Annotated in this window: 22 protein-coding genes; 13 read left to right on the top strand and 9 right to left on the bottom strand. The window is 43.2% G+C overall.

What is annotated here, in order from left to right; genetic code table 11:
- Positions 1 to 385: 385 nt before the first annotated feature.
- The 5 genes from QWZ17_RS11400 to QWZ17_RS11380 all read left to right on the top strand — a co-directional run bounded on the left by QWZ17_RS11400 (position 386) and on the right by QWZ17_RS11380 (position 2,839).
- Complete coding sequence (locus QWZ17_RS11400) at positions 386 to 706, top strand: ArsR/SmtB family transcription factor (protein WP_259096286.1); 321 nt, start codon at positions 386 to 388, stop codon at positions 704 to 706.
- Position 707: 1 nt separating this feature from the next.
- Positions 708 to 1,175, top strand: a complete 468-nt coding sequence (locus tag QWZ17_RS11395) for an SRPBCC domain-containing protein (RefSeq protein ID WP_290305335.1) — start codon at positions 708 to 710, stop codon at positions 1,173 to 1,175.
- 6 nt (positions 1,176 to 1,181) lie between these two features.
- Positions 1,182 to 1,574, top strand: a complete 393-nt coding sequence (locus QWZ17_RS11390; protein WP_290305333.1) for a DoxX family protein — start codon at positions 1,182 to 1,184, stop codon at positions 1,572 to 1,574.
- Positions 1,575 to 1,583: 9 nt separating this feature from the next.
- Entirely contained in the window at positions 1,584 to 2,141 is a 558-nt protein-coding gene (locus tag QWZ17_RS11385) for a DUF4256 domain-containing protein (protein WP_290305332.1), read from the top strand.
- 119 nt (positions 2,142 to 2,260) lie between these two features.
- Positions 2,261 to 2,839 (top strand): YdeI/OmpD-associated family protein, encoded by a 579-nt coding sequence (locus QWZ17_RS11380; protein WP_290305330.1) that lies wholly within the window; start codon positions 2,261 to 2,263, stop codon positions 2,837 to 2,839.
- On the opposite strand, the gene QWZ17_RS11375 is transcribed toward QWZ17_RS11380, so the two are convergent.
- Positions 2,840 to 3,424 carry an RNA polymerase sigma-70 factor gene (locus QWZ17_RS11375; RefSeq protein WP_290305329.1) on the bottom strand — a complete coding sequence of 195 codons (585 nt, stop codon included), beginning with the start codon at positions 3,422 to 3,424 and terminating at the stop codon, positions 2,840 to 2,842. It abuts the gene before it with no gap.
- Between the two features lie 44 nt (positions 3,425 to 3,468).
- Positions 3,469 to 4,644 carry an aldose epimerase family protein gene (locus QWZ17_RS11370; protein WP_290305328.1) on the bottom strand — a complete coding sequence of 392 codons (1,176 nt, stop codon included), beginning with the start codon at positions 4,642 to 4,644 and terminating at the stop codon, positions 3,469 to 3,471.
- Positions 4,645 to 4,954: 310 nt separating this feature from the next.
- Here QWZ17_RS11370 and QWZ17_RS11365 point away from each other — a divergent pair, with 310 nt between their 5' ends.
- The 6 genes from QWZ17_RS11365 to QWZ17_RS11340 all read left to right on the top strand — a co-directional run bounded on the left by QWZ17_RS11365 (position 4,955) and on the right by QWZ17_RS11340 (position 13,172).
- Positions 4,955 to 5,662 (top strand): NUDIX hydrolase, encoded by a 708-nt coding sequence (locus QWZ17_RS11365; RefSeq protein ID WP_290305327.1) that lies wholly within the window; start codon positions 4,955 to 4,957, stop codon positions 5,660 to 5,662.
- A 102-nt stretch (positions 5,663 to 5,764) separates the two neighbouring features.
- Positions 5,765 to 7,480: a ribulokinase gene (locus QWZ17_RS11360; RefSeq protein ID WP_290305326.1), complete on the top strand. Its 1,716-nt coding sequence runs from the start codon at positions 5,765 to 5,767 to the stop codon at positions 7,478 to 7,480.
- Positions 7,477 to 8,175 carry an L-ribulose-5-phosphate 4-epimerase gene (locus QWZ17_RS11355; RefSeq protein WP_290305325.1) on the top strand — a complete coding sequence of 233 codons (699 nt, stop codon included), beginning with the start codon at positions 7,477 to 7,479 and terminating at the stop codon, positions 8,173 to 8,175. The genes QWZ17_RS11360 and QWZ17_RS11355 overlap by 4 nt, the downstream gene beginning before the upstream one ends.
- A 1-nt stretch (position 8,176) precedes the next feature.
- The gene (locus QWZ17_RS11350; protein ID WP_290305324.1) at positions 8,177 to 9,547 is read left to right on the top strand and encodes a glycoside hydrolase family 27 protein; all 1,371 of its coding nucleotides are present in this window, start codon (positions 8,177 to 8,179) and stop codon (positions 9,545 to 9,547) included.
- Positions 9,548 to 9,708: 161 nt separating this feature from the next.
- Entirely contained in the window at positions 9,709 to 11,199 is a 1,491-nt protein-coding gene (gene araA / locus QWZ17_RS11345; protein ID WP_290305323.1) for an L-arabinose isomerase, read from the top strand.
- A 266-nt stretch (positions 11,200 to 11,465) separates the two neighbouring features.
- Entirely contained in the window at positions 11,466 to 13,172 is a 1,707-nt protein-coding gene (locus QWZ17_RS11340) for a sodium:solute symporter family transporter (protein ID WP_290305322.1), read from the top strand.
- A 258-nt stretch (positions 13,173 to 13,430) separates the two neighbouring features.
- Here QWZ17_RS11340 and QWZ17_RS11335 read toward each other — a convergent pair whose 3' ends face one another.
- The 4 genes from QWZ17_RS11335 to QWZ17_RS11320 form a co-directional block, all read right to left on the bottom strand.
- Positions 13,431 to 13,850 (bottom strand): type II toxin-antitoxin system VapC family toxin, encoded by a 420-nt coding sequence (locus QWZ17_RS11335; protein WP_290305321.1) that lies wholly within the window; start codon positions 13,848 to 13,850, stop codon positions 13,431 to 13,433.
- A 6-nt stretch (positions 13,851 to 13,856) separates the two neighbouring features.
- Entirely contained in the window at positions 13,857 to 14,102 is a 246-nt protein-coding gene (locus QWZ17_RS11330) for a DUF6364 family protein (protein WP_290305320.1), read from the bottom strand.
- 69 nt (positions 14,103 to 14,171) lie between these two features.
- Positions 14,172 to 15,374 carry a DUF2252 domain-containing protein gene (locus QWZ17_RS11325; RefSeq protein ID WP_290305319.1) on the bottom strand — a complete coding sequence of 401 codons (1,203 nt, stop codon included), beginning with the start codon at positions 15,372 to 15,374 and terminating at the stop codon, positions 14,172 to 14,174.
- A 44-nt stretch (positions 15,375 to 15,418) separates the two neighbouring features.
- The gene (locus QWZ17_RS11320) at positions 15,419 to 16,081 is read right to left on the bottom strand and encodes an MgtC/SapB family protein (protein WP_290305318.1); all 663 of its coding nucleotides are present in this window, start codon (positions 16,079 to 16,081) and stop codon (positions 15,419 to 15,421) included.
- Between the two features lie 181 nt (positions 16,082 to 16,262).
- On the opposite strand from QWZ17_RS11320, the gene QWZ17_RS11315 reads away from it, so the two are divergent.
- The gene (locus QWZ17_RS11315) at positions 16,263 to 16,793 is read left to right on the top strand and encodes a hypothetical protein (protein ID WP_290305317.1); all 531 of its coding nucleotides are present in this window, start codon (positions 16,263 to 16,265) and stop codon (positions 16,791 to 16,793) included.
- A gap of 4 nt (positions 16,794 to 16,797) precedes the next feature.
- A complete protein-coding gene (locus tag QWZ17_RS11310; RefSeq protein ID WP_290305316.1) occupies positions 16,798 to 17,076 on the top strand; it encodes a helix-turn-helix domain-containing protein in 279 nt (92 codons plus the stop codon).
- A gap of 49 nt (positions 17,077 to 17,125) precedes the next feature.
- On the opposite strand, the gene QWZ17_RS11305 is transcribed toward QWZ17_RS11310, so the two are convergent.
- Genes QWZ17_RS11305 through QWZ17_RS11295 form a run of 3 tightly spaced genes read right to left on the bottom strand, consistent with a single transcriptional unit; the run spans position 17,126 to position 22,537 of the window.
- Positions 17,126 to 18,346, bottom strand: coding sequence for a family 8 glycosyl hydrolase (locus tag QWZ17_RS11305; protein ID WP_290305315.1), 1,221 nt, complete (start codon positions 18,344 to 18,346; stop codon positions 17,126 to 17,128).
- 9 nt (positions 18,347 to 18,355) lie between these two features.
- Complete coding sequence (locus QWZ17_RS11300; protein WP_290305314.1) at positions 18,356 to 18,532, bottom strand: hypothetical protein; 177 nt, start codon at positions 18,530 to 18,532, stop codon at positions 18,356 to 18,358.
- A 24-nt stretch (positions 18,533 to 18,556) separates the two neighbouring features.
- The gene (locus tag QWZ17_RS11295; RefSeq protein ID WP_290305313.1) at positions 18,557 to 22,537 is read right to left on the bottom strand and encodes a Pls/PosA family non-ribosomal peptide synthetase; all 3,981 of its coding nucleotides are present in this window, start codon (positions 22,535 to 22,537) and stop codon (positions 18,557 to 18,559) included.
- Between the last annotated feature and the right edge of the window lie 100 nt (positions 22,538 to 22,637).

The following is a 22,637-nucleotide window of genomic DNA, read 5'->3' as shown; positions in this document are numbered from 1 at the left end:
CCTAAACAGGCTGGCTTTAAAGCCGCCTTAATAAAACAAAATTAAAAATTATTTGATAATTAACACAGAATCTCTCTCCGACTTCGTCGCATAGAGGGGCGGGGAAATAAAAAATGGGATTCACCCTCTATGCGGCTTTAGCCGGAGAGAGGGTCGGCCAGCGAAGCGTAGACCGGGTGAGTCGTCTGCGCCTTGTTCGCAACGACCCTGAACAATCATACATTAATTTTCCGAATAGAAACATCCAGTCCACCTAAACGCGGGCCACAAGGCACAGCCTTGCGGTAGCGTGAAAAACAACATAATTACATCTTTTTAAAAAAAAACAAAATAAATTTGCGTAGCCAAATAGCTACATATATATTTGTAGCCAAATAACTACATAATGAATTTAAGAAGAGACGTATTCCAGGCCATTGCCGACCCTACCAGGAGGGCTATATTGATGCTGGTTACCTCGCACGCCATGACAGCGGGCCTCATAGCCGCAAATTTTGATACCGCCCGCCCCACTGTTTCAAAACACCTGCAGATACTTACCGAGTGCGAATTGCTTAAACAGGAGCAAAACGGAAGGGAAATTTATTATCATTTAAACCCCGAGAAGATGAAAGAAGTAGCCGACTTTATTGAACCCTTCCGCCAGATGTGGGAAGACAGGTTCAGCAAATTAGAAACCATTATGAAAAATTATAAAACCAAATAAAATGGAACTGAAAACCAAAATCAATGCAGAAGAAGGCAAGCAGTTTTTAGTAATTACAAGGGAATTTGATTTGCCTTTGGAGCTACTTTTTAAAGCACATGTAGAACCCGAAATTGTGGAGCAATGGATGGGCACCAAAGTGCTGAAGCTTGAAAATAAAAAGCACGGCAGCTGGCAGTTTGAAACCAGCGACAATAAGGGTAACGTAGTGTTCCGCGCTAATGGCGTGTTTCATGAGTTTATACCTAATGAAAAAATTACTCGCACTTTTGAGATGGAGAATGCCCCCTTTGGCGTGCAGCTGGAGTTTGTGGAATTTGAAAAGCTAAGCGATGCTACCAGCAGAGTGAGCATCTACTCTGTTTATAAATCGGCCGAATTAAGGGACCAGATGTTGAAGCTACCTTTTGCTCAGGGACTAAATTACGCGCATAACCGCTTACAGGATGTAGCAGCCAAATTAAAATAACCAATCATGACCAAGAGAAATAAAATCATCTACTGGGTGGCTACACTTTGGCTTGCCTTAGGAATGTTATCAACCGCCGTTGTGCAGTTATTGAAAATGAAAGAGGGCCAGGGCGGGGCAGATAGCATGATCCATTTAGGCTACCCAGCCTACCTGTTAACCATATTAGCTATTTGGAAGTTTTTAGGTGTTTTAGCGGTGCTTATTCCTAAATTTCCGTTGTTAAAAGAATGGGCTTATGCAGGCTTTTTCTTTGTAATGTCGGGAGCTATATATTCACACATTTCGGTGGGCGATGGTATCAGTAAAATAGCACCTGCATTGCTATTGTCGGTGCTCACCATTATATCCTGGTATTTGAGGCCTGCCGATAGAAAAACCATTTCTGTTAATCAATAAATAAGCACCATGAACCCTAAATTATCGCCACAAGAAACCGAGAATTTGCTCCAGATACTAAAGGTCCGTTTTGAAAAAAACAAAAGCCTTCATCAGGAAATAAAATGGGCCGATGTACAGGCCAGGTTGGAAAGCTATTCCGAAAAGCTATGGTCGCTCAATGAAATGGAGAAAACCGGCGGCGAACCGGATATTGTTGGTCACGACCAGGCTACCGGCGAATACCTTTTTTATGATTGCTCGGCCGAAAGCCCCAAAGGTCGCAGGAGTATTTGTTATGATCATGAAGCCTTAGAAGCCCGCAAAGAATTTAAGCCCGCCAGCAGCGCCGTTGCCATGGCCGCCGAAATAGGCATCGAAATTTTAACAGAAGCAGAATACCGGGCTTTACAACAACTCGGAAAATTTGACACCAAAACATCCAGCTGGATAAAAACGCCTGCCGATATCAGGAAACTTGGCGGTGCGGTATTTTGTGATCGACGCTACGATACCGTTTTTATTTACCATAACGGAGCCGATTCCTATTATGCGGCAAGGGGTTTTAGAGGCTCGTTAAAAGTTTGACATACTAATTATCACGAATTAAAAGCGAATTTCACGAATGGGATGAGCGCCAAAGGGTAAAGAAAAATTAGTGCAATTAGCATAAATTAGTGAAATTAGTGTGCAATTAATGTGCGTATATGAACCCTAAGGTTGATTTTTATTTTAACAAAACCCAAAAATGGGAAAAGGAAATTGAGCAATTAAGATTGATAGCGCTCGATTGCAATTTAACCGAAGAATTAAAGTGGGGCTCGCCTTGTTACACTCACCGAAACAGCAACATTGTTTTAATACACGTATTTAATGAATACTGCGCGTTTTTGTTTTTCAAAGGCGCTCTGTTAAATGACGCCGAGGGCATCCTTATTCAACAGACCGAAAATGTACAGTCGGCGCGGCAAGCCAGGTTTACTAATGTTGACCAGATAGTTGACTTAGCCCCTACCCTGAAAGCCTACATTTATGAAGCCATTGAGGTTGAAAAAGCCGGCTTAAAAGTAGCACTCAAAAAAACTACCGAGTTTAAAATGGCCGAAGAGTTTCAGGTTAAATTAGATGCTATGCCTGTATTAAAAACAGCTTTTGAAGCATTAACACCCGGGCGGCAAAGAGGATACCTGCTTTATTTTTCGGCAGCCAAGCAAGCCAAAACCCGCGAACAAAGGGTTGAAAAATACATCCCGCACATTTTAGATGGTAAGGGTTTGGACGATTAACTATTTGAATATTTTTTCGGGTACAGCGTTTTTGTTTTTTTGAAAATCGGCAATGCCAATTGCAACCTGCTTTAAGGCGTTGCCCATATGATACTCCACCGTTTTTACCGATAAATCTAACAACTCCGCGACTTCGCGGTATTTTAAGCCATCTTCCTTTACCAGTTTAAAAACCATTTTGCACTGGGCAGATAGTTTGTTAAGCGAATGGTTAATGGCTTTTACGGTATCGGCACAAATCAATTTATCTTCACCCGTAGCAGCCTGATCTGCGATATCTACATCCACGTCATCAATACTCACCTGGTTAAGATGGGGTTTTGATATGAGCGTTAAACATTTGTTTTTAACGCTCATATAACAATAATTAGCCGGGTTATTAATCTCCGTTAACCTTGCACGTTGTATCCAAAGGTTTAAAAATACATCGTCAACAATCTCCTCGGCAGCTTCCTCTGTTTTAACTATCGATTTGGCAAACCAAAATAATTGCGAATAGTAAAACTGGTACAACCTTTTAAAGGATGCCCGGCTGCTATTCAAAGCAATATCATTGAGCAGATATTTTATTTCGGTATCAGTCATCTCAATAAGCTAATTAATCAGGGTCAAAAATCTTATCGCTTTACTTATTTGGTCGAAAACTTATAGGTAGTAGAGGTATGATACGTTTGGCCTGGCTTTAACACAGTTGATGCAAAAGACGACTCATTTGGCGCATCCGGAAAATGCTGTGTTTCTACACAAAACGCCGAGCGATGCGGATAGGCTTTGCCGCCTTTACCATCATGCGTTGCGCCGGTTAAAAAATTGCCGCTATAAAACTGTAAGCCGGGTTCTTCGGTAAAAATATCCATTACAATGCCCGTTTTAGGGCTGCTGATCGTCGCTACAGAAGTTTTACCATCATGTTTATTAAGCGCGAAGTTATGATCGTACCCCTTGCCGTTTTTTAACTGGTCGTCTTTATCATTAATATTGGCACCGATGGCTTTAGCGGTGGTAAAATCAAATGGAGTTCCCTTTACCGGCAGTAGCTTGCCGGTAGGGATCAGCGTAGTATCAACAGGGGTAATATTATCGGCGTTAATTTTTACAAGGTTATCCAATATGGTTGAATCGCCCGCGCCGTTCAGATTAAAGTAGGCGTGGTTGGTTAAGTTTACAATAGTGGTTTTGTCGGTAGTTGCGGTGTAATCTATTTTAAGGCCGTTCTCGCCGGTTAAGGTATAGATTACTTTAGTTGTTAATGTACCGGGGTAACCGCCTTCGCCATCTTTAGAAACATAGGTAAGGTTAAGCGTGGTATCGTTTACTTGCGTGGCATCAAATACCTGGCTGTAAAAACCTTTAAAACCACCGTGCAGGGTGTTTACTCCGTCGTTTATATCCAACTGATAAGCTTTGCCATCAAGGCTAAATTTTCCTTTTCTTATCCTGTTACCATAACGACCTATGATAGCGCCAAAAAATGGCTCTTTTGGTTTTTGATAAGTTTTTACGCTATCGTAACCTAAAACTACATCGGTTAAATTTCCCTTATTATCGGGCACCATCAGGCTTACCACACGGCCGCCATAATTGGTAATGGCCACGTTAACGCCTTTGCTATTTTTTAAAGTATATAGTTTAACTGCTTTACCATTTACTTCTCCTTCAAAATTTTTAGCATCAGGAATCATCGCTTTAGCAGTTGAGGTCGAATCGCCGGCCTCGGCCTTCTGTTCTGCCGGACCACTGCAGCTTACCAATAAACTTAGGGCAACACTGTATAATAAGTACTGTTTTTTGTAGTTTCTTTTCATTTTGTTGACATTTTTTTACCGCTTTTTTCTCGTTTTTTGAGACTTACTTAACGGTAGTAACTGGTTATAATTGGTATTTGGTTATATCGTCAGGGCAAATTGGCATCCCTAATTAAAATCTAAGGTAGAATAAAAATTATTTAATTGTGAAAAAAACAATTAAATAATTTTTACTTTTAATGCTGTACCTTTTACACACATAAAGGCCGCTAAATCCATTTTTAAAGCTGTTTTACCAATTAAATCGCTGTGAGATATAATTTCGTGGCCTGAAAAAAAATTATATTTGCCGCCCTTATTCGCTATTTATATGCAGAAATACTCTAAACAAACCCGGATTTTATTAGCTGTTGACTGCATCATTTTTGGTTTTGATGGCGATACGTTAAAAATTCTGCTCATCAAAAGGGCATTTCAGCCCGAGAAAGATAACTGGAGCCTGATGGGCGGCTTTGTGCAACCCCAGGAAAGTTTAGACCAGGCCGCGAACCGCATCCTGAAGCAATTAACCGACCTTGAAGGCGTTTATTTAGAGCAATTACACACATTTGGCAGCACCAAACGCGATCCTATAGAGCGCACGGTATCTGTTACTTACTTTGCCTTAATAGATATCAATAAGTACCAAACCCAGTTGAGTAAAGATTACCAGGCCGAATGGTTCCCGCTCAAGCGCTTCCCCAAGCTTATTTTTGATCAACAGGAAATGGTAGAAGCCGCTAAAAAACGTATCAGGTATAAAGCTGCCATGCACCCTATTTTGTTTGAACTTTTGCCGGGTAAGTTCACACTTCCGCAATTACAAACACTTTATGAGTGCGTTTTTAATACCCAGATTGATAAAAGAAACTTCAGCAAACGTGTTTTAGCCACCGGGCTGCTTATTAAGTTAACAGATAAAGATAAAGCCGGTTCAAAGCGCGGCGCATTCTATTACCAGTTGAACATGCAAAACTACTACGCTAAATTCCAGGCATTTATGAATTTCATCCCCAACCCCGATACCATATCCCAGTAGGCTTTCTGTAAATTGGTTTTGTAACATTTTTAAATGTTTTTTTAGAAAAATTTTCATTTGTAAAAAAATAAGTGTTACTTCAACACGAATTATTTAACCAATATGAGAGAAGACCAATTTGTGATTGGGGTGGACTATGGGTCCGACTCTGTTCGCTCCGTGCTGATTAACGCGCGCAACGGCGAAGAAATAGCCTCATCTGTATTCAATTACCCACGCTGGCAGCAAGGACTGTTTTGCAAACCGGCCGATAACCAATTTCGCCAGCACCCGCTTGATTATATAGAAGGACTGGAAACCACTATAAAAGATTGCCTTGCACAAGCGGGCGGCGCGGATGTAGCCAAAGCCGTTAAGGGCCTATCTATAGATACGACCGGATCGACTCCGATAGCGGTTGATAAAACAGGCACCCCTTTAGCCTTAACCCCCGGCTTTGAGCAAAATCCAAACGCTATGTTCATACTGTGGAAAGACCATACTTCGGTATTGGAAGCCGTCCAAATTAATGAGCATGCCACAAAATTTGATACCAATTACTTGAAGTATGTTGGCGGCATTTACTCGTCCGAGTGGTTTTGGGCCAAACTATTACACATTGTAAGGGTTGACGCGCAAGTACGTGAAGCACTGCATTCATGGGTTGAGCATTGCGACTGGATTCCTTTCCTGCTTACCGGCGGTACCGATGTTAAAGAGATTAAACGCGGCCGTTGTTCTGCAGGCCACAAAGCCTTATGGGCCGAGGAATTTGGCGGCTTACCGCCCGATGATTTTTTCTCATCGCTTGATCCTTTATTAACAGGCATTACCGCTAAGCTGTTTACAGATACTTATACCGCCGATGAAGCAGCGGGAACTTTAAGCCCCGAATGGGCCGAAAAGCTTGGCTTATCAACAGATGTTATTGTAGGTACTGGTGCTTTCGATGCGCACATGGGTGCTGTAGGCGGCCAAATTGAGCCATATCACTTAAGCAAAGTAATGGGTACATCAACCTGCGATATTTTGGTAGCCCCTACTGCCGAAATTGGCGATAAACTGGTAGCCGGTATTTGCGGGCAGGTAAATGGCTCGGTTATCCCCGGGATGACGGGTTTAGAGGCCGGTCAATCGGCCTTTGGCGATACTTATGCCTGGTTTAAAAATGTGCTGTTATGGCCATTAAACAACCTGTTATCTCAATCATCAGTAATTGACGCGGCTACCGCCGAAGCTCTGAAAGCCGAAATGGCCGAGCTGATTATCCCCGAGCTAAGCAGACAGGCTGATTTGTTGCCTTTGGATTTTGATAACGAACTATCTGTTGATTGGTTTAACGGCCGCCGCACGCCGGATGCTAACCAGGAATTAAAAGGCGCTATTACCGGCCTTGGTTTAGGCAGCGACGCGCCACGGGTTTTCCGCTCCTTGGCCGAGGCTACCTGCTTTGGCGCCAGGAGCATTGTAGAGCGTTTCATAAGCGAAGGCATCCCGGTTAAAGGGATCATTGGTATTGGCGGCGTGGCTAAAAAATCGCCTTTTGTAATGCAAATGATGGCCGATGTATTGGGCATGCCTATCCGCATTCACCAGTTTAAACATACCTGTGCTTTGGGCGCGGCCATGTTCGCGGCAGTAGTTGCGGGCATTTATCCAACGGTTGAAGATGCCATGCAGGCCATGGGGCGTGGTTTCGATGTGGAATATCAGCCAAACAAAGCAAATGAAGCAGCCTACACAGCGCGTTATAACAAATACAAAACCCTGGGCAATTTCATCGCGCAGCAAATAGCAAAATCGGCACAAAAGGTAACAGATAACTCAGTTTTGGCATGAGCAAGTATCAACATATAAAACAAGCTGCATATGAAGCCAATATGCAGCTCCCCAAATTGGGGCTGGTGCTCTTCACCTTTGGCAACGTTAGCGCGGCCGACCGGGAGTTGGGCGTTTTTGCCATAAAACCAAGTGGTGTACCTTATGAAGATCTATCGCCTGAAAAAATGGTGATTGTTGATTTTGATGGAGTAACCATCGAAGGCGACTTAAGGCCATCATCAGATACCCAAACCCATGCGGTATTGTATAAACACTGGCCAAATATTGGCGGTATTGTACACACGCACTCTACCTATGGTACGGCCTGGGCACAATCGCAACGCTGCATCCCCATTTTCGGTACCACACATGCCGATCATTTAACGGCAGATATCCCTTGCGCCCCACCTATGGATGATAAAATGATTGAAGGTGATTATGAATACCAAACCGGTTTTCAAATTATGGATCATTTTGCCGCCGAAGGGTTAGACTACAACGAGGTAGAAATGGTATTAGTAGGTAATCACGCGCCATTTACATGGGGTAAAACGCCACATAAAGCAGTGTATAACAGCGCTGTTTTAGAGGCGGTAGCCCAAATGGCATACCTTACCGAGCAAATTAACAACCAGGCACCACGCCTTAAAGATTCGCTCATTAAAAAGCATTTTGAACGCAAACACGGACCAAACTCTTATTACGGCCAATAAAATGAAATCAACTTTAATTTATATCGGCATCCTGGCAGCAGGATTATTGGGCGCAAACACAGCGTCGGCACAAACCGTAGCCCCTACCCCGCCCATGGGCTGGAATAGCTACAATTGTTTTGGTTCGGCAGTGCATGAAGATGAAGTAAAAGCCAATACGGATTACATGGCCGCCAATTTAAAACAGCATGGCTGGGAGTATATTGTAGTCGATTTTTTATGGTCGTACGATAACCCTCCGGGAAGTAATATCGGGAATCCGTTTCAGTTGCGTTTACAGGATGGCTCATACGTACCCTGGCTAACTATGGATAAATGGGGCAGGTTAACGCCGCAGCCTACTAAATTTCCATCTGCGTTTGGCGGTAATGGCTTTAAACCTCTGGCAGATTATGTGCATGGCAAAGGTTTAAAATTTGGCATCCACGTAATGCGTGGTATCCCAAGGCAAGCGGTATGGTCAAAATCACCGGTAAAGGGCACCAGCGGTATCACGGCCGATATGGTTGCCGATACTAACAGCAAATGCCCATGGATGAACCATATGTACGGCCTGGATATGAAAAAGCCCGGCGCACAGGAATACCTAAATTCTATTTTAGAACTGTATGCCTCATGGGGTGTTGATTTTATTAAGGTAGATGACCTATCGCGCCCGTACAGCAATGCGGAGGTTGAAGGCTACCAAAAAGCCATTCAAAATTGTGGCAGACCGATAGTGCTAAGTCTTTCGCCGGGCGAAACCCCGGTTGCCGAGGCCGCACACGCTACCAAATACGCCAATATGTGGCGCATGGCCGATGATTTTTGGGATAACTGGAAAGAGATTTTGCACATGTTTGATTATGCCAAAAGCTGGGAAGGCGTAAGCGGTCCTGGTCACTGGCCGGACTGTGATATGATACAGATAGGTAAACTAAGCAAACGCGGTCCGGTTGGGCAGGAACGTTTTAGCCGCTTTACGCCCGACGAAGAAATAACGCATATGACTTTCTGGAGCATTTTCCGCTCTCCGCTGATGATTGGCGGCAACATGCCCGAGAACCGCGATTTTGAACTGAGCCTGTTTACCAACGATGAAGTATTAGCGGTAAATCAAAAAGGGGCTAATCCAAAACAGTTATACAAAAAAGACGGCGCCATGGTATGGTATTCAACCATTCCCGGCACTAAGGACGTATACGTAGCATTATTCAATATAGGTGATACCAATAAACCGGTCGCTGTTGATTTTGCAGCCCTTAGCATCAAGGGCAAAGTAAAAGTGCGCGACCTATGGAAAAAACAAGACCTTGGCCAGTTTAAAACCAGCTACCAACAAAATATTAACCTGCACGGTGCAACTTTATTAAGACTATCACCAGCTAAGTAATTATTGAATTATTGATTGACTGAATTATTGAATTTAAAAGAGTCTTAAAAAGGATTCGACATTAATTTACTAAATCAATAACCCGATAATTCAGTCAATCAATAATTCACCAACTCAAAAATTCAATAATTCAGTAATTCGATAATTCACTAATTAAAAATATGATCGACCTTAAAACATTTGAAGTTTGGTTTATAACCGGAAGCCAAAACTTATACGGAGAAGAAACACTAAAAAAAGTTGCCGAGCACTCGCAGGAAATTGCGGCAGGCATTGATGCTACCGGCAACATCCCGGTACGTGTGGTTTACAAACCGGTTGTAAAATCGACCGAGGAAATTTACGAAACCCTGCAAGCGGCCAACGTTGCCGAAAACTGTATCGGTATCATTACCTGGATGCACACTTTTAGTCCGGCTAAAATGTGGATCAGGGGCTTAAGCATTTTGAAAAAGCCAATGTTGCACCTGCATACGCAGTACAACCGCGATATTCCGTGGAGCAGCATTGATATGGATTTTATGAACCTTAACCAAAGCGCCCACGGCGACCGTGAGTTTGGTTTTATGGTATCGCGCATGCGCATGAACCGCAAGGTAGTAGTAGGTCATTGGCAAGATCCCGAGGCTCTGGCACAGATTGAAACCTGGACCCGCGCCGCCGCCGGCTGGTACGATTGGCAAGGCGCTAAATTTGCCCGTTTTGGCGATAACATGCGCTTTGTTGCCGTTACCGATGGCGATAAAGTAGAAGCTGAATTAAAATTCGGTTTCTCTGTAAATACCTATGGTATTGGCGATTTAGTTGCGGTGATTAACGCTGTAAGCGAAGAATCAATAAGCGAACTGATTGAAGAATATGAGGCTACTTATACCATGGCCGATGATTTGAAAAAAGGAGGAGCTAAACATCAGTCGGTTTATGATGCGGCTAAGATTGAGTTGGGCTTGCGTAAGTTTTTGGTTGATGGTGGCTTTAAAGGTTTCTCGGATACGTTTGAAGATTTGCATGGCATGATCCAACTACCGGGTATCGCGGCCCAGCGCCTGATGGCCGATGGCTTTGGCTTTGCCGGTGAAGGCGACTGGAAAACAGCAGCCCTGGTACGTGCTTTTAAAGTAATGGGGGCTGGCCTGCCAGGCGGTAACGCTTTTATGGAAGATTACACCTACCACTTCGACCCGAACAACGCTTTGGTATTAGGCTCGCATATGTTAGAGGTTGATGCTTCTTTGGCCAGTGGTAAAGCTTCTTTGGAAGTTCATCCATTAGGCATTGGCGGCAAAGCCGATCCTGCACGTTTAGTATTTAACGTAGCTGGTGGCACGGCGCTTAATGCTTCTATTGTGGATATGGGCAACCGTTTCCGCCTGTTGATTAACGAGGTTGAAGCTGTTGAGCCGGTAGAGAGCTTACCAAACCTACCCGTAGCCCGTGTACTTTGGAAACCACTACCCGATATGAAAACCGGCTGCGCAGCCTGGATTTATGGTGGCGGCGCTCACCACACTGCCTACAGCCAAAACCTTACTGCCGAACATTTACAGGATTTTGCTGATATGGCCGGTATTGAGTTTTTACGCATTGGTAAGGATACCACTATTCCGCAATTCAGAAATGAAATTTTGTGGAATGAGGTGGCGTATAAATAAGAAAATGCCTCACCTAAATCCTCTCCAAAGGAGAAGACTTTTGATTTGCGTCGAGAAGACTTACGAAGTTTTTAAAACTTCGTAAGTCTGGCTTTACAAGCATAGGTCATCCCGAACTTGTTTCCGCATGACTGCTCACAAATGCAACAAGTGTTATAAATTAAAAACCCAAACAAGCTACCTACGATGGGATTCCGGTTGCTTGTTTTAAAACATAATTACAAATAAGAAAGAACTAATAAAACCAAACTAATTTAAACCCAATTATGAATAAATTTTCAACCATTGATTACGTCATATTCGTGATCTATTTTATTGTGGTATCCGGTTATGGCTACTGGGTGTATAGCCGCAAGAAAAAGGCAAGCATATCGGCGAGTCATGATTTTTTCCTGGCCGAGGGGTCACTTACATGGTGGGCTATCGGCGCGTCGCTTATCGCCTCCAATATTTCGGCCGAGCAGTTTATCGGCACCAGCGGGCAGGGTTTCGCGGTGGGCTTGGCTGTAGCTGCTTATGAGTGGGTTGCGGCCATCGCGCTCATCATTGTGGCCGTGTGGTTTATCCCGGTTTATCTGAAGAACAAAATCTTCACCATGCCGCAGTTTTTGCACACCCGCTATAACGAAACCGTGAGCTTTATTATGGCCATCTTCTGGCTGTTCCTGTACATATTTGTTAACCTTACCAGCATCCTTTATTTGGGTGCATTAGCCATAAATAACCTTATAGGCGGCGATATGGGCAGCATGCACATTATCATCATCGCTTTAGCTGTATTTGCCTTATTTATCACCCTTGGTGGTATGAAGGTTATTGGCTTTACCGATGTAATACAGGTACTGGTATTGGTAATTGGCGGCTTAGCTACAACTTATATTGCTTTAACTCTTGTGAGTGAACATTTTGGCTTGGGCAAAGATGCCATGGCCGGATTAAAAACCATGTTTAAAGACTCGCCGGAGCATTTTAAAATGATGATGAGCAAGCCAAAACCAGGCGCGCCACAGGCAGAGATCACTAAATACCTTGCCTTGCCGGGCATTGCTATGTATTTTGCAGGCCAATGGATTGTAAACCTTAACTATTGGGGTTGCAACCAGTACATTACCCAACGTGCGCTGGGTGCCAACCTTAAAACAGCGCGTACAGGTATCCTGTTTGCCGGTTTAATGAAATTAGCTATGCCTATTATAGTAGTTATTCCAGGTATTGCCGCTTATGTATTGTACAAAAATGGCGGCCTGCAGCAGGAAATGGCGTCCGGTGGACATTTCAACTCTGACAATGCCTATTCGGCCATATTGGGCTTTTTACCTACCGGGTTAAAAGGACTTTCGGTAGCTGCGCTTACCGCGGCTATTGTGGCTTCCTTAGCGGGTAAAGCCAACAGCATATCTACCATTTTTACGCTGGATATTTACAAAAAGCACATCGCTAAAGATGCCGACGAAAGTAAAATGGTGTGGGTAGGTAAGCTTACCATATTAGCGGCCCTGATATTTTCCATCCTGTTAACCTGGAAAGATATGCTGGGTATTAGTGGCGAAGGAGGCTTTACGTATATTCAGAAATACACAGGCTATATTAGTCCGGGTATATTTGCCATATTTATTTTAGGTTTCTTTTGGAAACGCACTACCGGTGCAGCGGCTATTGTGGGCATATTGATGGGCTTCGCGATGTCGGTATTGTTCAACAATTTCGCGCCTGCCTTGTTCGGGCACGAAACTTTCCTTTACACCGCGTTCCCTAACGGTAAAGGCGGCTGGGAAATTCCATTTCTGATTTGTATGGGCCTTTCGTTCCTGTTCACCATTATAGCGATGGTAGCCGTAAGTCTTGCCGGACCAAAAATTAACCCTAAAGCCTTTGATATCCCTAAAGCCATGTTTAAGGTCGAAAAATCGACCATGGCCCTCATCATCGTAACCTTGCTATTACTTACCATGCTTTATGTGAAGTTCTGGTAACCTTTTGTTTATATATTGATGAGTCCCCCGGTATAGTTTTCCGGGGGATTTTTTGTTTGAAGTAGTTTTCATTTATTCCCTCCCTCGGAAGGGCGCGCGATTGGAAATGAGCGCAAAGGCAGGGAGGGGTTTGTACAAGTTATCATCTACAAGGGAGTTTGAAATGTTCGTTTAACACCTACCTCCCCTTCCCCAAGGAAGGAATCGCACAAGCCCCTTCTTTTTATCCCACAGTCCTTGCTCCTTGCTCTAATAAGTTTATTCTTCGAGCACTTTCAGTGCTTCCGTGGGCATTAATACCGGCAGAATACTCTTTTTAAAATCTTTAGTGTTGCGGGTTACGATAAATTTAATGTCAGATACGCTAAGGGCGCAATAATATTGAATCGCGTCTTCATAATCTTTAAAATCTGTTTTTAATGACTGCCGGATAACGTCATTTGTCACATCAACTATTTCTGTCATATCGGCCAGTTCATTTAATAGCCTTAAGGTTACCGGATGTGATAACGAGTGCCTTAGCACATAATAAATATTATTATAGGAAACTGCCGAGATGTAGATCTTTAATTTTTCATTAACTGCTAAATCAAAAAGGATGGCAGCATCTATTGAAAATGGCTTTCTATCCGCCAAAAAATCAATCACTACATTGGTATCAAAAAAAACATGCTTCATACCGCTTTAGCTATATTTTTTTGACAATGCATTCCCTAATTCTTTTTTATAGTCAAAATCGTCGGGCAGCTTAATTACCCCCATGAGTTTTTTTACTTTAGGTGATAAAGTAACAGGAGCCTCTTCAACGGTAGTGATAGATTTTAAATAATTCTCGACAATATCAGATAAACTATTCCCTTTTTTTCGGGCATACTTTTTAGCGGCATTGATTACGCTATCGTCAATAGTTAAGGTGAGCTTAGTTGTCATTACACGTGTGTTTATATATTCAAATATACGTATATATTTTATTAGGCAAAAATCTGTGTCTGATAACCATCAGATGTCCAGCAATGATTGTTTATAATCAACAACATAAGCCTCATAATCCTTAACCACCTGCTGCGCGTAGTTTTTGGCGTATAACTTTAATGCGCTTTGCCAGTCAATTTCATTTCCAAACGCGGTTAACTCATCAATAATAGCGGAGCCCTGGATGCCACCGCTGCGCAGTTGGGCCGATGCGGTAAGGGTAGCCATATCGGTTAACACGCTGCGCAAATCTTTGCGGTTACCGGCTATATTTTCAAAATTAACCTTATCAGCCATAGGTTGCATCTCCTGTAATACGTAGTTGATCCCCTTAAAATTAAAGGTGCTCAATAAAGCCGGCGAAACATTTTGCATGCGCTTTTTTACGCCGATCACCCTATCGGCCTGCGAAGGCCACGATGGCTGTTTGGCTTTCACATACGGACTTAGCGACGATTGCATGGCCTCTTTTAATTCCACAAAAATGAATTTGTTCTTAATCTGATCATCCTGCAGCATAAACATGTACCGCTTACAGCCAACACTACCCGTACCGGCCACTCTAAAAGCAGCGTCTTTAACTTTGTAGTCATTAAGCCTGTCTGTTTTATTTAACCAGGCATTTAGGGATTGTTTTAATTCCTTTTTTAAATCGCGTTCTATTTTAAAATGAGTGAGGTTGTTGATTTTGATGGCATAACCTCCTTTTTCGGTATAGGCCAGCTTACTAATCAGGTCTTTCTCTTTACGCTTTTTGATGTTCTTTAAAAACTTATGTACAATGCCGGTAGCCGTGCGTGGATCTATATAGCGGGCTTTGCCAATTTTTAAGGTTTCGGCATATTGGTTAACAAACAGTTCCGCAAGTTCATCAATATCATTTTGCTTAACCTGGGGCGATGATAAGCCTACGTAAATACTGGTAAGCATGCGTACCACTTCCCAGGCACAGGGTGCCAGGATAGATTCGTCAAAATCATTCAGATCAAAGTATTCCATGCGGTTATTGCCCTTAAAACTGCCGAAGTTTTCCAGATGCAGATCTCCGCAGATCCAGGTCTGGGGCGAGGCGGGAAACTTTTTAACGCTGCTTAAATCCTCATAAAACAAATGACAGGTGCCCCTGAAAAACCGAAAAGGGCTATCTGCCATAGCCTTCATTTTCAGCTGAACCATATCGGGCAGCCGGTTTTCATTAAACTTTTTAATTCTTTCAAAAACAGATGCCATGCGTTAGATATTAAGATGATTTAGGTGATTACTTTAATGGGAGGTTACCACTCAACTGAGTATATAAAACTCTGTTTGAGCAGCCAATCGTTAAACAGTTTTAAATTGGTTTCGCGACCGGATATTGTCCCCTGGAAACGGATCTGGGAATCGGTTCGGAGGGTTTTGGTGTACCTGCATTTTAACTGAAGTTTGCTCAGCTCGTCGGTCACCAGGATCGATTGATCTTCGCTCCTGAATATCAGGGTGTAATTACGGTGCTGAAACCGGTCATCTATCCACAGTTGTATAAAATCCAGCGCGTAAAGTATAAATAACGACATTAACAGCGACACACCGGCAAGCATGTATTCGCCTATGCCTATCAGCATACCCAGCGCGGCCGCTATCCAGATGGATGCCGCGGTGGTAATACCTGATACGGAAGAATTATTCCTGAAAATAACGCCCGCCCCTAAAAAACCTACGCCGGTAATAATGTTGGCTGCAATACGGTCCCGATTGGCTTCAACACCTAACAGGTAGGAGCATATGGTAAAAACAGACGCGCCAAAGCAGATTAATGCCAATGTGCGGAAGCCGGCAGATTTGCCCCTTACCTCACGTTCCAACCCTAAAATGCAGCCCACTACTACGGATAGCAAAAGTTTTAACACCTCGTTACCATACAGGTTTTGTGAAAGATTAAGCGACAACGGGTTTAACATACAGGTTAGATTTAAAACTAAATTAACATATTTAGGATAAATATTGGTGAATAAAAGATGAAGATAAACCTGGAATTATTAGTATGAAATCGGCCGATGAATTATATATTGTTCAATTGTTGACACTGCATCGACATATTTTATAAACTGTAACAACATAAAATTTCAAATTAACTTATAAGTGAATATCTTTACATTAGAGGTTTGGGACGATGAAGGTAAAAAGTGTACTTTTTATACCGTTAGATGGGATGATGCGACAGAAAGCGAGACCGATAAGTTCTTTAATAAATATAATAATGTTCCTTTATTGAAGCGATTTACGCAACAGCTTCTAAGTTTTGTGTTGGATAGTATTGGTGATGATCATGGAGCTATTGATGCGTTATTTAATCGCCCGGAAAATTTGGTAACAGGATTGCCGAATACAGGTAAAGTTAAAATAAGGCAAATCATGTTTGCTTATCCTAATTTTCCGTTGCGGCTTTATGCATTACGCATAAATAACCGAAATGATTTAGTTGTATTGTTTAACGGTGGCGTTAAATCGGCAAGAACCAATCAGGAAAGCGGCGATTTACATTTAAAATGGGCAGAAGCTTGTCAATTTGCCAAAAGGATTGAAGATGCATTAAAAGATGGCGAAATTATTATTGATGAAATAAACAGAAAAATTATTTCGACAGATCATTCAGATGAAATAATATTATAGACAGATGAGAAGTAAAGTAGCACAAAAAATACTTGATGAAACACCCGAGGAGGTAAGGATATTTGTTAGACAATATACCGATATAGTAGTGAGGATACAAGAACTCATGCAGCAAAACGGCTATACTCAAAAAGATCTGGCGAAAAAAATGAACAAAAAACCTTCAGAAATAAATAAATGGCTTAAAGGCAATCATAACCTTACACTTAAAACATTAGCCAAGTTAGAGGCTGAACTTGGCGCGCCACTTATTTTTACCACACGGGAACACGCAAATATTTAATTCGTTAAACTACACAACTATTAAAATACCGTGTAGTTTGCTCATGTAATCACACCCTCCAATAATTCCCGCTTAAAATGATCATATCAAGCATCTTAATGCTGTTATCATAATAATCATAATCCCGTAGCTTAAAGCCAACCAGGTAATCCCAAACATGGTTAAGCCATTGCTGGTTTTTAGTATCGATGGTGGCTGCTACCGCAAAAGGTGCTATAAAGCTTAACGCTTCAAAATGCCGGGTAGGCAAATCATTCCCGGCCAAAGTATAACCTGCCGAAATGTTATCAGGATTGCCGGATGTGGTGGATTTGATCCAGGTATTTATTGGCGCAACAAAAGCCTTTGCCCGGGCATCGCCATATAACAAATAATCAACGGCTACACGCCATGGTACCCGGCAGGCATTGTAATTATAGCAACCATCATATTTCGATTCGAGGTACATGGCTTTGGCCGGATGCGGATTATGATTTACCTGCTGGATAAAATCGGGCACTAAGCCTGCATCGGGGCTGTATTTTTGCTGCATGGTGGCAAACAACCTATACGTACTTGCGGTAACCTTATCCCAACTAACATCGCCGGTGGCAATTTTGAATGCTTTAAAGTGCGATGGCATAAAATCAGATGTGCGGGTATCGTAATAATCCTTACTATCCGGCTCGGTTTCGTTGCTCAGTAATATGGTGAAGCTTTTTTGGTTGATCTCGTACTTCATGATATCAACCAGCAAAGCTTTGGCTTCCTTATGGTAGTTGATAGCGCCATTACTTCCCCATTGTTTATCGGCTAATAAAAGCGAATACGCGATATCCATATCGCCATCCGTAGCCGAAGAGTGATCTCTATTTTTACCACGGTTATCCTGCGCCCAGCTCATTAAATGTTGCCCCGCCTTGGTAGGGTGGGCCTGGTAATACCGAAACAGGGCGTTAAAAGTTGTTTGGGCAGATGCATCGGCACCGGCCATCAGCGCGGTAATGATCATCCCGTAACCCTGCCCTTCTGATACGCATTGATTACCGCCGGGCCGCTCGAACCAGATATAGCTTTGCCCCTTTGTTTGGGCTGGTTTTACATATCTACTTTGCCATTGGCGGTAAAAAGACAGCACAGTATTATCCAGTTTTTGCCGGCTAACATGATTGGGAAGGATAGCGCCCGCGAAGTATTTTACATGCTGCGGAAAGGGTTTTGATACAGTTTGTGCATGCGAAACAAAAGTGTTCAACAATGCTAAACCTATCAAAACCCTTTTTTTTAACATAAGCTGAATTTACGAAAACAAACCGTGGGTTATTTCTTCGGTTTCAGAATCGGCATAAAAATAAAGCACTACACTCTGCGGACCATCAGTTATAGTCAATATATCCTCGCGCTTTATATTATTTTCATTAACAAATCTCACCAGGCGGCTATGCAATGCAAATTTCTCCGATTTTAAAATAATCATATTCTTTTATTTATTGTTTTGTAATTAACTCAACGCCCTTATCGGGCTGCCTGTCCACTCGGTTCCCGGTGCAAGCTGCTCGCCTTTCATAATCAATGATAGAGGTTCCAGTTTCACATCATCACCAATTTGGGTATCGTACAAAATAATGCTGCGGGTACCAATGCTGGTACGCGCGCCTATGCTTACGGTGCCTACTTTCATCACCCTGTCTTCAAACAAATGCGTTTGCGGACCACAATCTTCGTTCAACGCGGCATCGTCACCAATGGTAACCATATCATGTTCGGTAATATCGGTAGTATTAAGCCATACGCGTTTGCCTATTTTAACACCAAACAACCTTAAAAACATAGGCAAAAACGGTGTGCCTTTTAAAAACTCTAAAAAGAAAGGAACAGCCAGCGCTTCGTAGGTGCTGGTTACGGCTTCGCTGCGCCAAACCTTATGCGTCCACATTGGTTTTTGTTCTACCTTGTACTTGCCAACAAAAACCCACTTCATAATCACGGTAACCAGCAAGGCCGGCATGCCCATATAATACAGGTAATAAAAAGGCAGTTTGGGCATCTGTGCCAGGATTTGCATGGGCGTACGATCTTTAAGCAAATCGTGAAAATAGGCTATCAACAACACACTACAACAAATGATTACCGTTTCTGGCAAAATGATGCGGATGGTTTCAATAGTACCACGGGCAATTTTGCGCCCCCATGATGGTGTTGTGGTGAGCGATGCCGGATACTCGCCGCTGCTTTGCCTGCGCGGCAACGCGATAGCCGGTGAGCCAAACCAATCACCCAAGGGGTTATCGGCCTGCTGCTCAATGGTAGGTGGTACAGATAGTACCCCAATCAGCATGTTATCGCCCAGGGTATATCCTTGCGGAATTAGCGCGCTGTTGCCCACAAAACTACTGTTACCTATAGTAGTGTTATTTAAGATAAGCCTTTGCGCCCGGATGTCTTCCTCGCCCAAAGTCACCGCATCGGCAATGAATGATTCATTGCCGATGGTAAGCATGGTGTGTGTTACGTTGCTTGCAGTTGATATCTCGGTATTTTTTCCAATTTTGGCTCCTAACATCCTAAAGAAAAACGAAACAAATACGGTAGCGTAAACCGGGTGCAATACAATAAGTGCTACAGAAATCATTTGATCTGATAGCCATTTACGTACGTAAGTGCTGCTATATACCGGGTAAGTACCTGGTTTAATTCCCCATAACAGCAACCTTGATAACAACACCGTTTCAAAAGCATAAATCACGATGTACAACAGCGTAAGTAGCGGTATATGGATAAAATAACTGAAATTATAATCTGGCGCGTTTAAGTCCAAATAGTTCAAGATTTCTATCACGGGCAACAGCGGCAGCAATACCACCACCGGGAAAATAATAAGCAGCAATGAATATAAAACGCCGTAAGTTTTAATTTTCAAAAACTTAGCCTGGAATGGCTGTGGTAATTCTTCGGGTTTGGCATCGTGCGATTTTTCGGCCGGGCTTCCTTTCCAAACTTCATAAGCCTTAATGGTTTTGCCGCTTTGCAGGTGACTCAGATCCTGCAACTCGGTCCAGTCTTCCATAGCCCCGCTGCCCGATATTACCGCGTTGCTGCCTATATAAGCATGAGCACCAATTTTTATACTCGTAAATTTAATGAGGCCATTCTCTACCGTAACGTTATCCAATACCACGCCCGAGCTAAGGCTGGCGTCGCTGTCAATCTGTACCAGGTCATAAGCACCTACGGTTATGGAGCTTATCTGCGCGTCTTTAGCTATGCGCATTCCCAATAGCCTTAAATATAAAGGGTAAATGGGGGTTCCGTTCATGAATTGCGCTGGAGATAATTTCAACAGGTTATCTACCAACCAATATTTAAAATAATACCAGCCCCAAAGCGGGTGTTCGCCCTCTTTAACCCTGCCCAATAACAGCCATTTAGCCGCTATACCCACCATCGATAAAAACGGTGGCACCAGGCAATATAAAAACAAAGCGGTAACTAAAGCTACGGTACGGTTATCCCGCCCGCTTTCTGTACCCGCCACCACGTAATAATAGCCCAGGTAAGGGATAATAATTTGAATGGCAAATAGCCCGTATATAACCAATAAAGAAAAGCCCTGCGCAATGCCGCATAGCCAATACCGCAATGATGATATGGCATGAAAAGGCTCTTTTTTTACATGCGCTTTCTGTTCAATAACCTTTTCGGCAACCTCCCATGTATTGATGAGGTTTTTAACAGGCCTGTTGGTATAAATATCTTTTAACGATGCATGCTGTACGCCGGCCTCCTGCCTCAACCACGATGAAAAACTTGCGGCCAGTAAAGAATGTCCACCCAGATCTGTAAAAAAATCAGATTCGGGCGTGATCTCCCTGCCGGGGAAAATATGGTTTAACCCGGCCATTACCTTCACGGCCAATGGATCGGTAGCATTGATCTTTACTTCTTCCTGTGCTTTAACCTCCAACAACGCCTGTGGCACCGGTAAACCTTTCCTATCTATTTTACCGCTTGATAGGCGTGGTAGTTTATCGAGCACCACAATAACCAAAGGCACCATATAAGGCGGTAATACCTCGGCCAATTTGGTGCGGGCATGGTGTTCCTCCAATACATAACCGGCTTTTAAAGTCACATAACCCACCATTTGATCCTGCCCGGTAGCATCTTTTTTTAACGCCACCGCTGCCGTTGCCACTTCATCTAATTGGTTTAGGCGAGCCTCAATTTCTCCCAGTTCTATCCGGTAACCGCGCAGTTTCACCTGGTCGTCCAGGCGGCCGTGAAAGTCGATACTGCCGTCAGCCTGCATTACTACCGCATCGCCGCTCAGGTAAATACGGTCGCCGGGCAAATCAACTAATGATGACGGTTTGCTCAGAAATTTTTCGGCAGTCAGTTCCGGGCGATTAACGTATCCTTCACATAACCCCGGGCCAGAAATAATCAATTCGCCCTGCTGCCCTACCGGTAACAGGTTAAACTGAGGGTCGATAACCGCAAGATTATAGTTCGGCAGCGGACCGCTAATGGTTATCTTTTCGCCGGGCTTCAGCGCCACCATGGTTGAAGTAACCGTAGTTTCTGTTGGCCCATAGCTGTTATAAAAAACGTTTTTGCCGGGCTTGCTCCACCGGTTTAAAACCGCGGTTGTACAGGCTTCGCCACCGGCATTAACCATACGCAGTAACGGAATATCATCATCAATTACAGCCAATAAGCTGGGTACGGCATGTAAAATGGTGATCTTTTGCTGTCTTAAAGTTTCGCTCAGCTCGTCGATGGATTTTGCCGTAGTAGCATCGGCCACCCAAATTGTAGCACCGGCCAGGTAGCTGATGTAAGTTTCCTCGCACCACATATCAAACGATACGGAGAAACCCTGGTAAACCCTGTCATCAGCCTTAATACCAATCACATTTTGTTCGGAGCGGATCAAGTGGCAAATATTGCGATGCAGTATCGGTATACCCTTTGGCTTGCCGGTACTGCCAGATGTGTATAGCACGTAAGCCCGGTCATTTGCTGTAGGACCAGCCGGCAAAGTAAATTCCTCGTAGTTTTCCTGCATGGCAGGTACAGTAAATACCGGGATTGGAAGATTTGGCACTCCATCACTAAAACAGGCTGAAGCTCCTACCTCCTGCAAAACAATCTGCAGGCGTTCTTCGGGCATTTCACGATCAAGCGGAACATAGGCCGCGCCCGATTTTACAATACCTAAAATTACGGCATGCAATTCTAACCCGCGGGTATGCCAAACGCCAACGGAATGTCCGGGGCCAATCCCTTGGGTTGATATAAAGTAAGCGATATAATCGCTCCATTCATTTAATTGCGCGTAACTTACCTGCTTATTGCCAAAAACAAGCGCGGTTTTATATTGATGTTGAGCAGCGGCATTTCTAAATATATCTGCAACAGTTTCGTTTTTAATAAGTTCCGGCATATCGACGCCGGTTAACAAGCTTTTGGATATCATCATAAATAGGTTGCAGAAAAGTACATTTAAATTTGGATAAGGTTTTATATTTTAACAACTATATCGCCAATATGACCAATTAGTCATGCCGATGGTTTAAGCC

It is taken from the genome of Mucilaginibacter flavus, assembly GCF_030409315.1.
Taxonomy (GTDB): domain Bacteria; phylum Bacteroidota; class Bacteroidia; order Sphingobacteriales; family Sphingobacteriaceae; genus Mucilaginibacter; species Mucilaginibacter flavus.
Note: the sequence above shows the minus strand (reverse complement) of the source record. Positions and strands in the feature narration are given on the sequence as shown.

Excerpts from the sequence above, each read along its gene's own strand:
- QWZ17_RS11400 (WP_259096286.1), top strand. The coding sequence starts at position 386 with ATGAATTTAAGAAGAGACGTATTCCAGGCCATTGCCGACCCTACCAGG.
- QWZ17_RS11395 (WP_290305335.1), top strand. The coding sequence starts at position 708 with ATGGAACTGAAAACCAAAATCAATGCAGAAGAAGGCAAGCAGTTTTTA.
- QWZ17_RS11390 (WP_290305333.1), top strand. The coding sequence starts at position 1,182 with ATGACCAAGAGAAATAAAATCATCTACTGGGTGGCTACACTTTGGCTT.
- QWZ17_RS11385 (WP_290305332.1), top strand. The coding sequence starts at position 1,584 with ATGAACCCTAAATTATCGCCACAAGAAACCGAGAATTTGCTCCAGATA.
- QWZ17_RS11380 (WP_290305330.1), top strand. The coding sequence starts at position 2,261 with ATGAACCCTAAGGTTGATTTTTATTTTAACAAAACCCAAAAATGGGAA.
- QWZ17_RS11375 (WP_290305329.1), bottom strand. The coding sequence starts at position 3,424 with ATGACTGATACCGAAATAAAATATCTGCTCAATGATATTGCTTTGAAT.
- QWZ17_RS11370 (WP_290305328.1), bottom strand. The coding sequence starts at position 4,644 with ATGAAAAGAAACTACAAAAAACAGTACTTATTATACAGTGTTGCCCTA.
- QWZ17_RS11365 (WP_290305327.1), top strand. The coding sequence starts at position 4,955 with ATGCAGAAATACTCTAAACAAACCCGGATTTTATTAGCTGTTGACTGC.
- QWZ17_RS11360 (WP_290305326.1), top strand. The coding sequence starts at position 5,765 with ATGAGAGAAGACCAATTTGTGATTGGGGTGGACTATGGGTCCGACTCT.
- QWZ17_RS11355 (WP_290305325.1), top strand. The coding sequence starts at position 7,477 with ATGAGCAAGTATCAACATATAAAACAAGCTGCATATGAAGCCAATATG.
- QWZ17_RS11350 (WP_290305324.1), top strand. The coding sequence starts at position 8,177 with ATGAAATCAACTTTAATTTATATCGGCATCCTGGCAGCAGGATTATTG.
- araA (WP_290305323.1), top strand. The coding sequence starts at position 9,709 with ATGATCGACCTTAAAACATTTGAAGTTTGGTTTATAACCGGAAGCCAA.
- QWZ17_RS11340 (WP_290305322.1), top strand. The coding sequence starts at position 11,466 with ATGAATAAATTTTCAACCATTGATTACGTCATATTCGTGATCTATTTT.
- QWZ17_RS11335 (WP_290305321.1), bottom strand. The coding sequence starts at position 13,850 with ATGAAGCATGTTTTTTTTGATACCAATGTAGTGATTGATTTTTTGGCG.
- QWZ17_RS11330 (WP_290305320.1), bottom strand. The coding sequence starts at position 14,102 with ATGACAACTAAGCTCACCTTAACTATTGACGATAGCGTAATCAATGCC.
- QWZ17_RS11325 (WP_290305319.1), bottom strand. The coding sequence starts at position 15,374 with ATGGCATCTGTTTTTGAAAGAATTAAAAAGTTTAATGAAAACCGGCTG.
- QWZ17_RS11320 (WP_290305318.1), bottom strand. The coding sequence starts at position 16,081 with ATGTTAAACCCGTTGTCGCTTAATCTTTCACAAAACCTGTATGGTAAC.
- QWZ17_RS11310 (WP_290305316.1), top strand. The coding sequence starts at position 16,798 with ATGAGAAGTAAAGTAGCACAAAAAATACTTGATGAAACACCCGAGGAG.
- QWZ17_RS11305 (WP_290305315.1), bottom strand. The coding sequence starts at position 18,346 with ATGTTAAAAAAAAGGGTTTTGATAGGTTTAGCATTGTTGAACACTTTT.
- QWZ17_RS11300 (WP_290305314.1), bottom strand. The coding sequence starts at position 18,532 with ATGATTATTTTAAAATCGGAGAAATTTGCATTGCATAGCCGCCTGGTG.
- QWZ17_RS11295 (WP_290305313.1), bottom strand. The coding sequence starts at position 22,537 with ATGATGATATCCAAAAGCTTGTTAACCGGCGTCGATATGCCGGAACTT.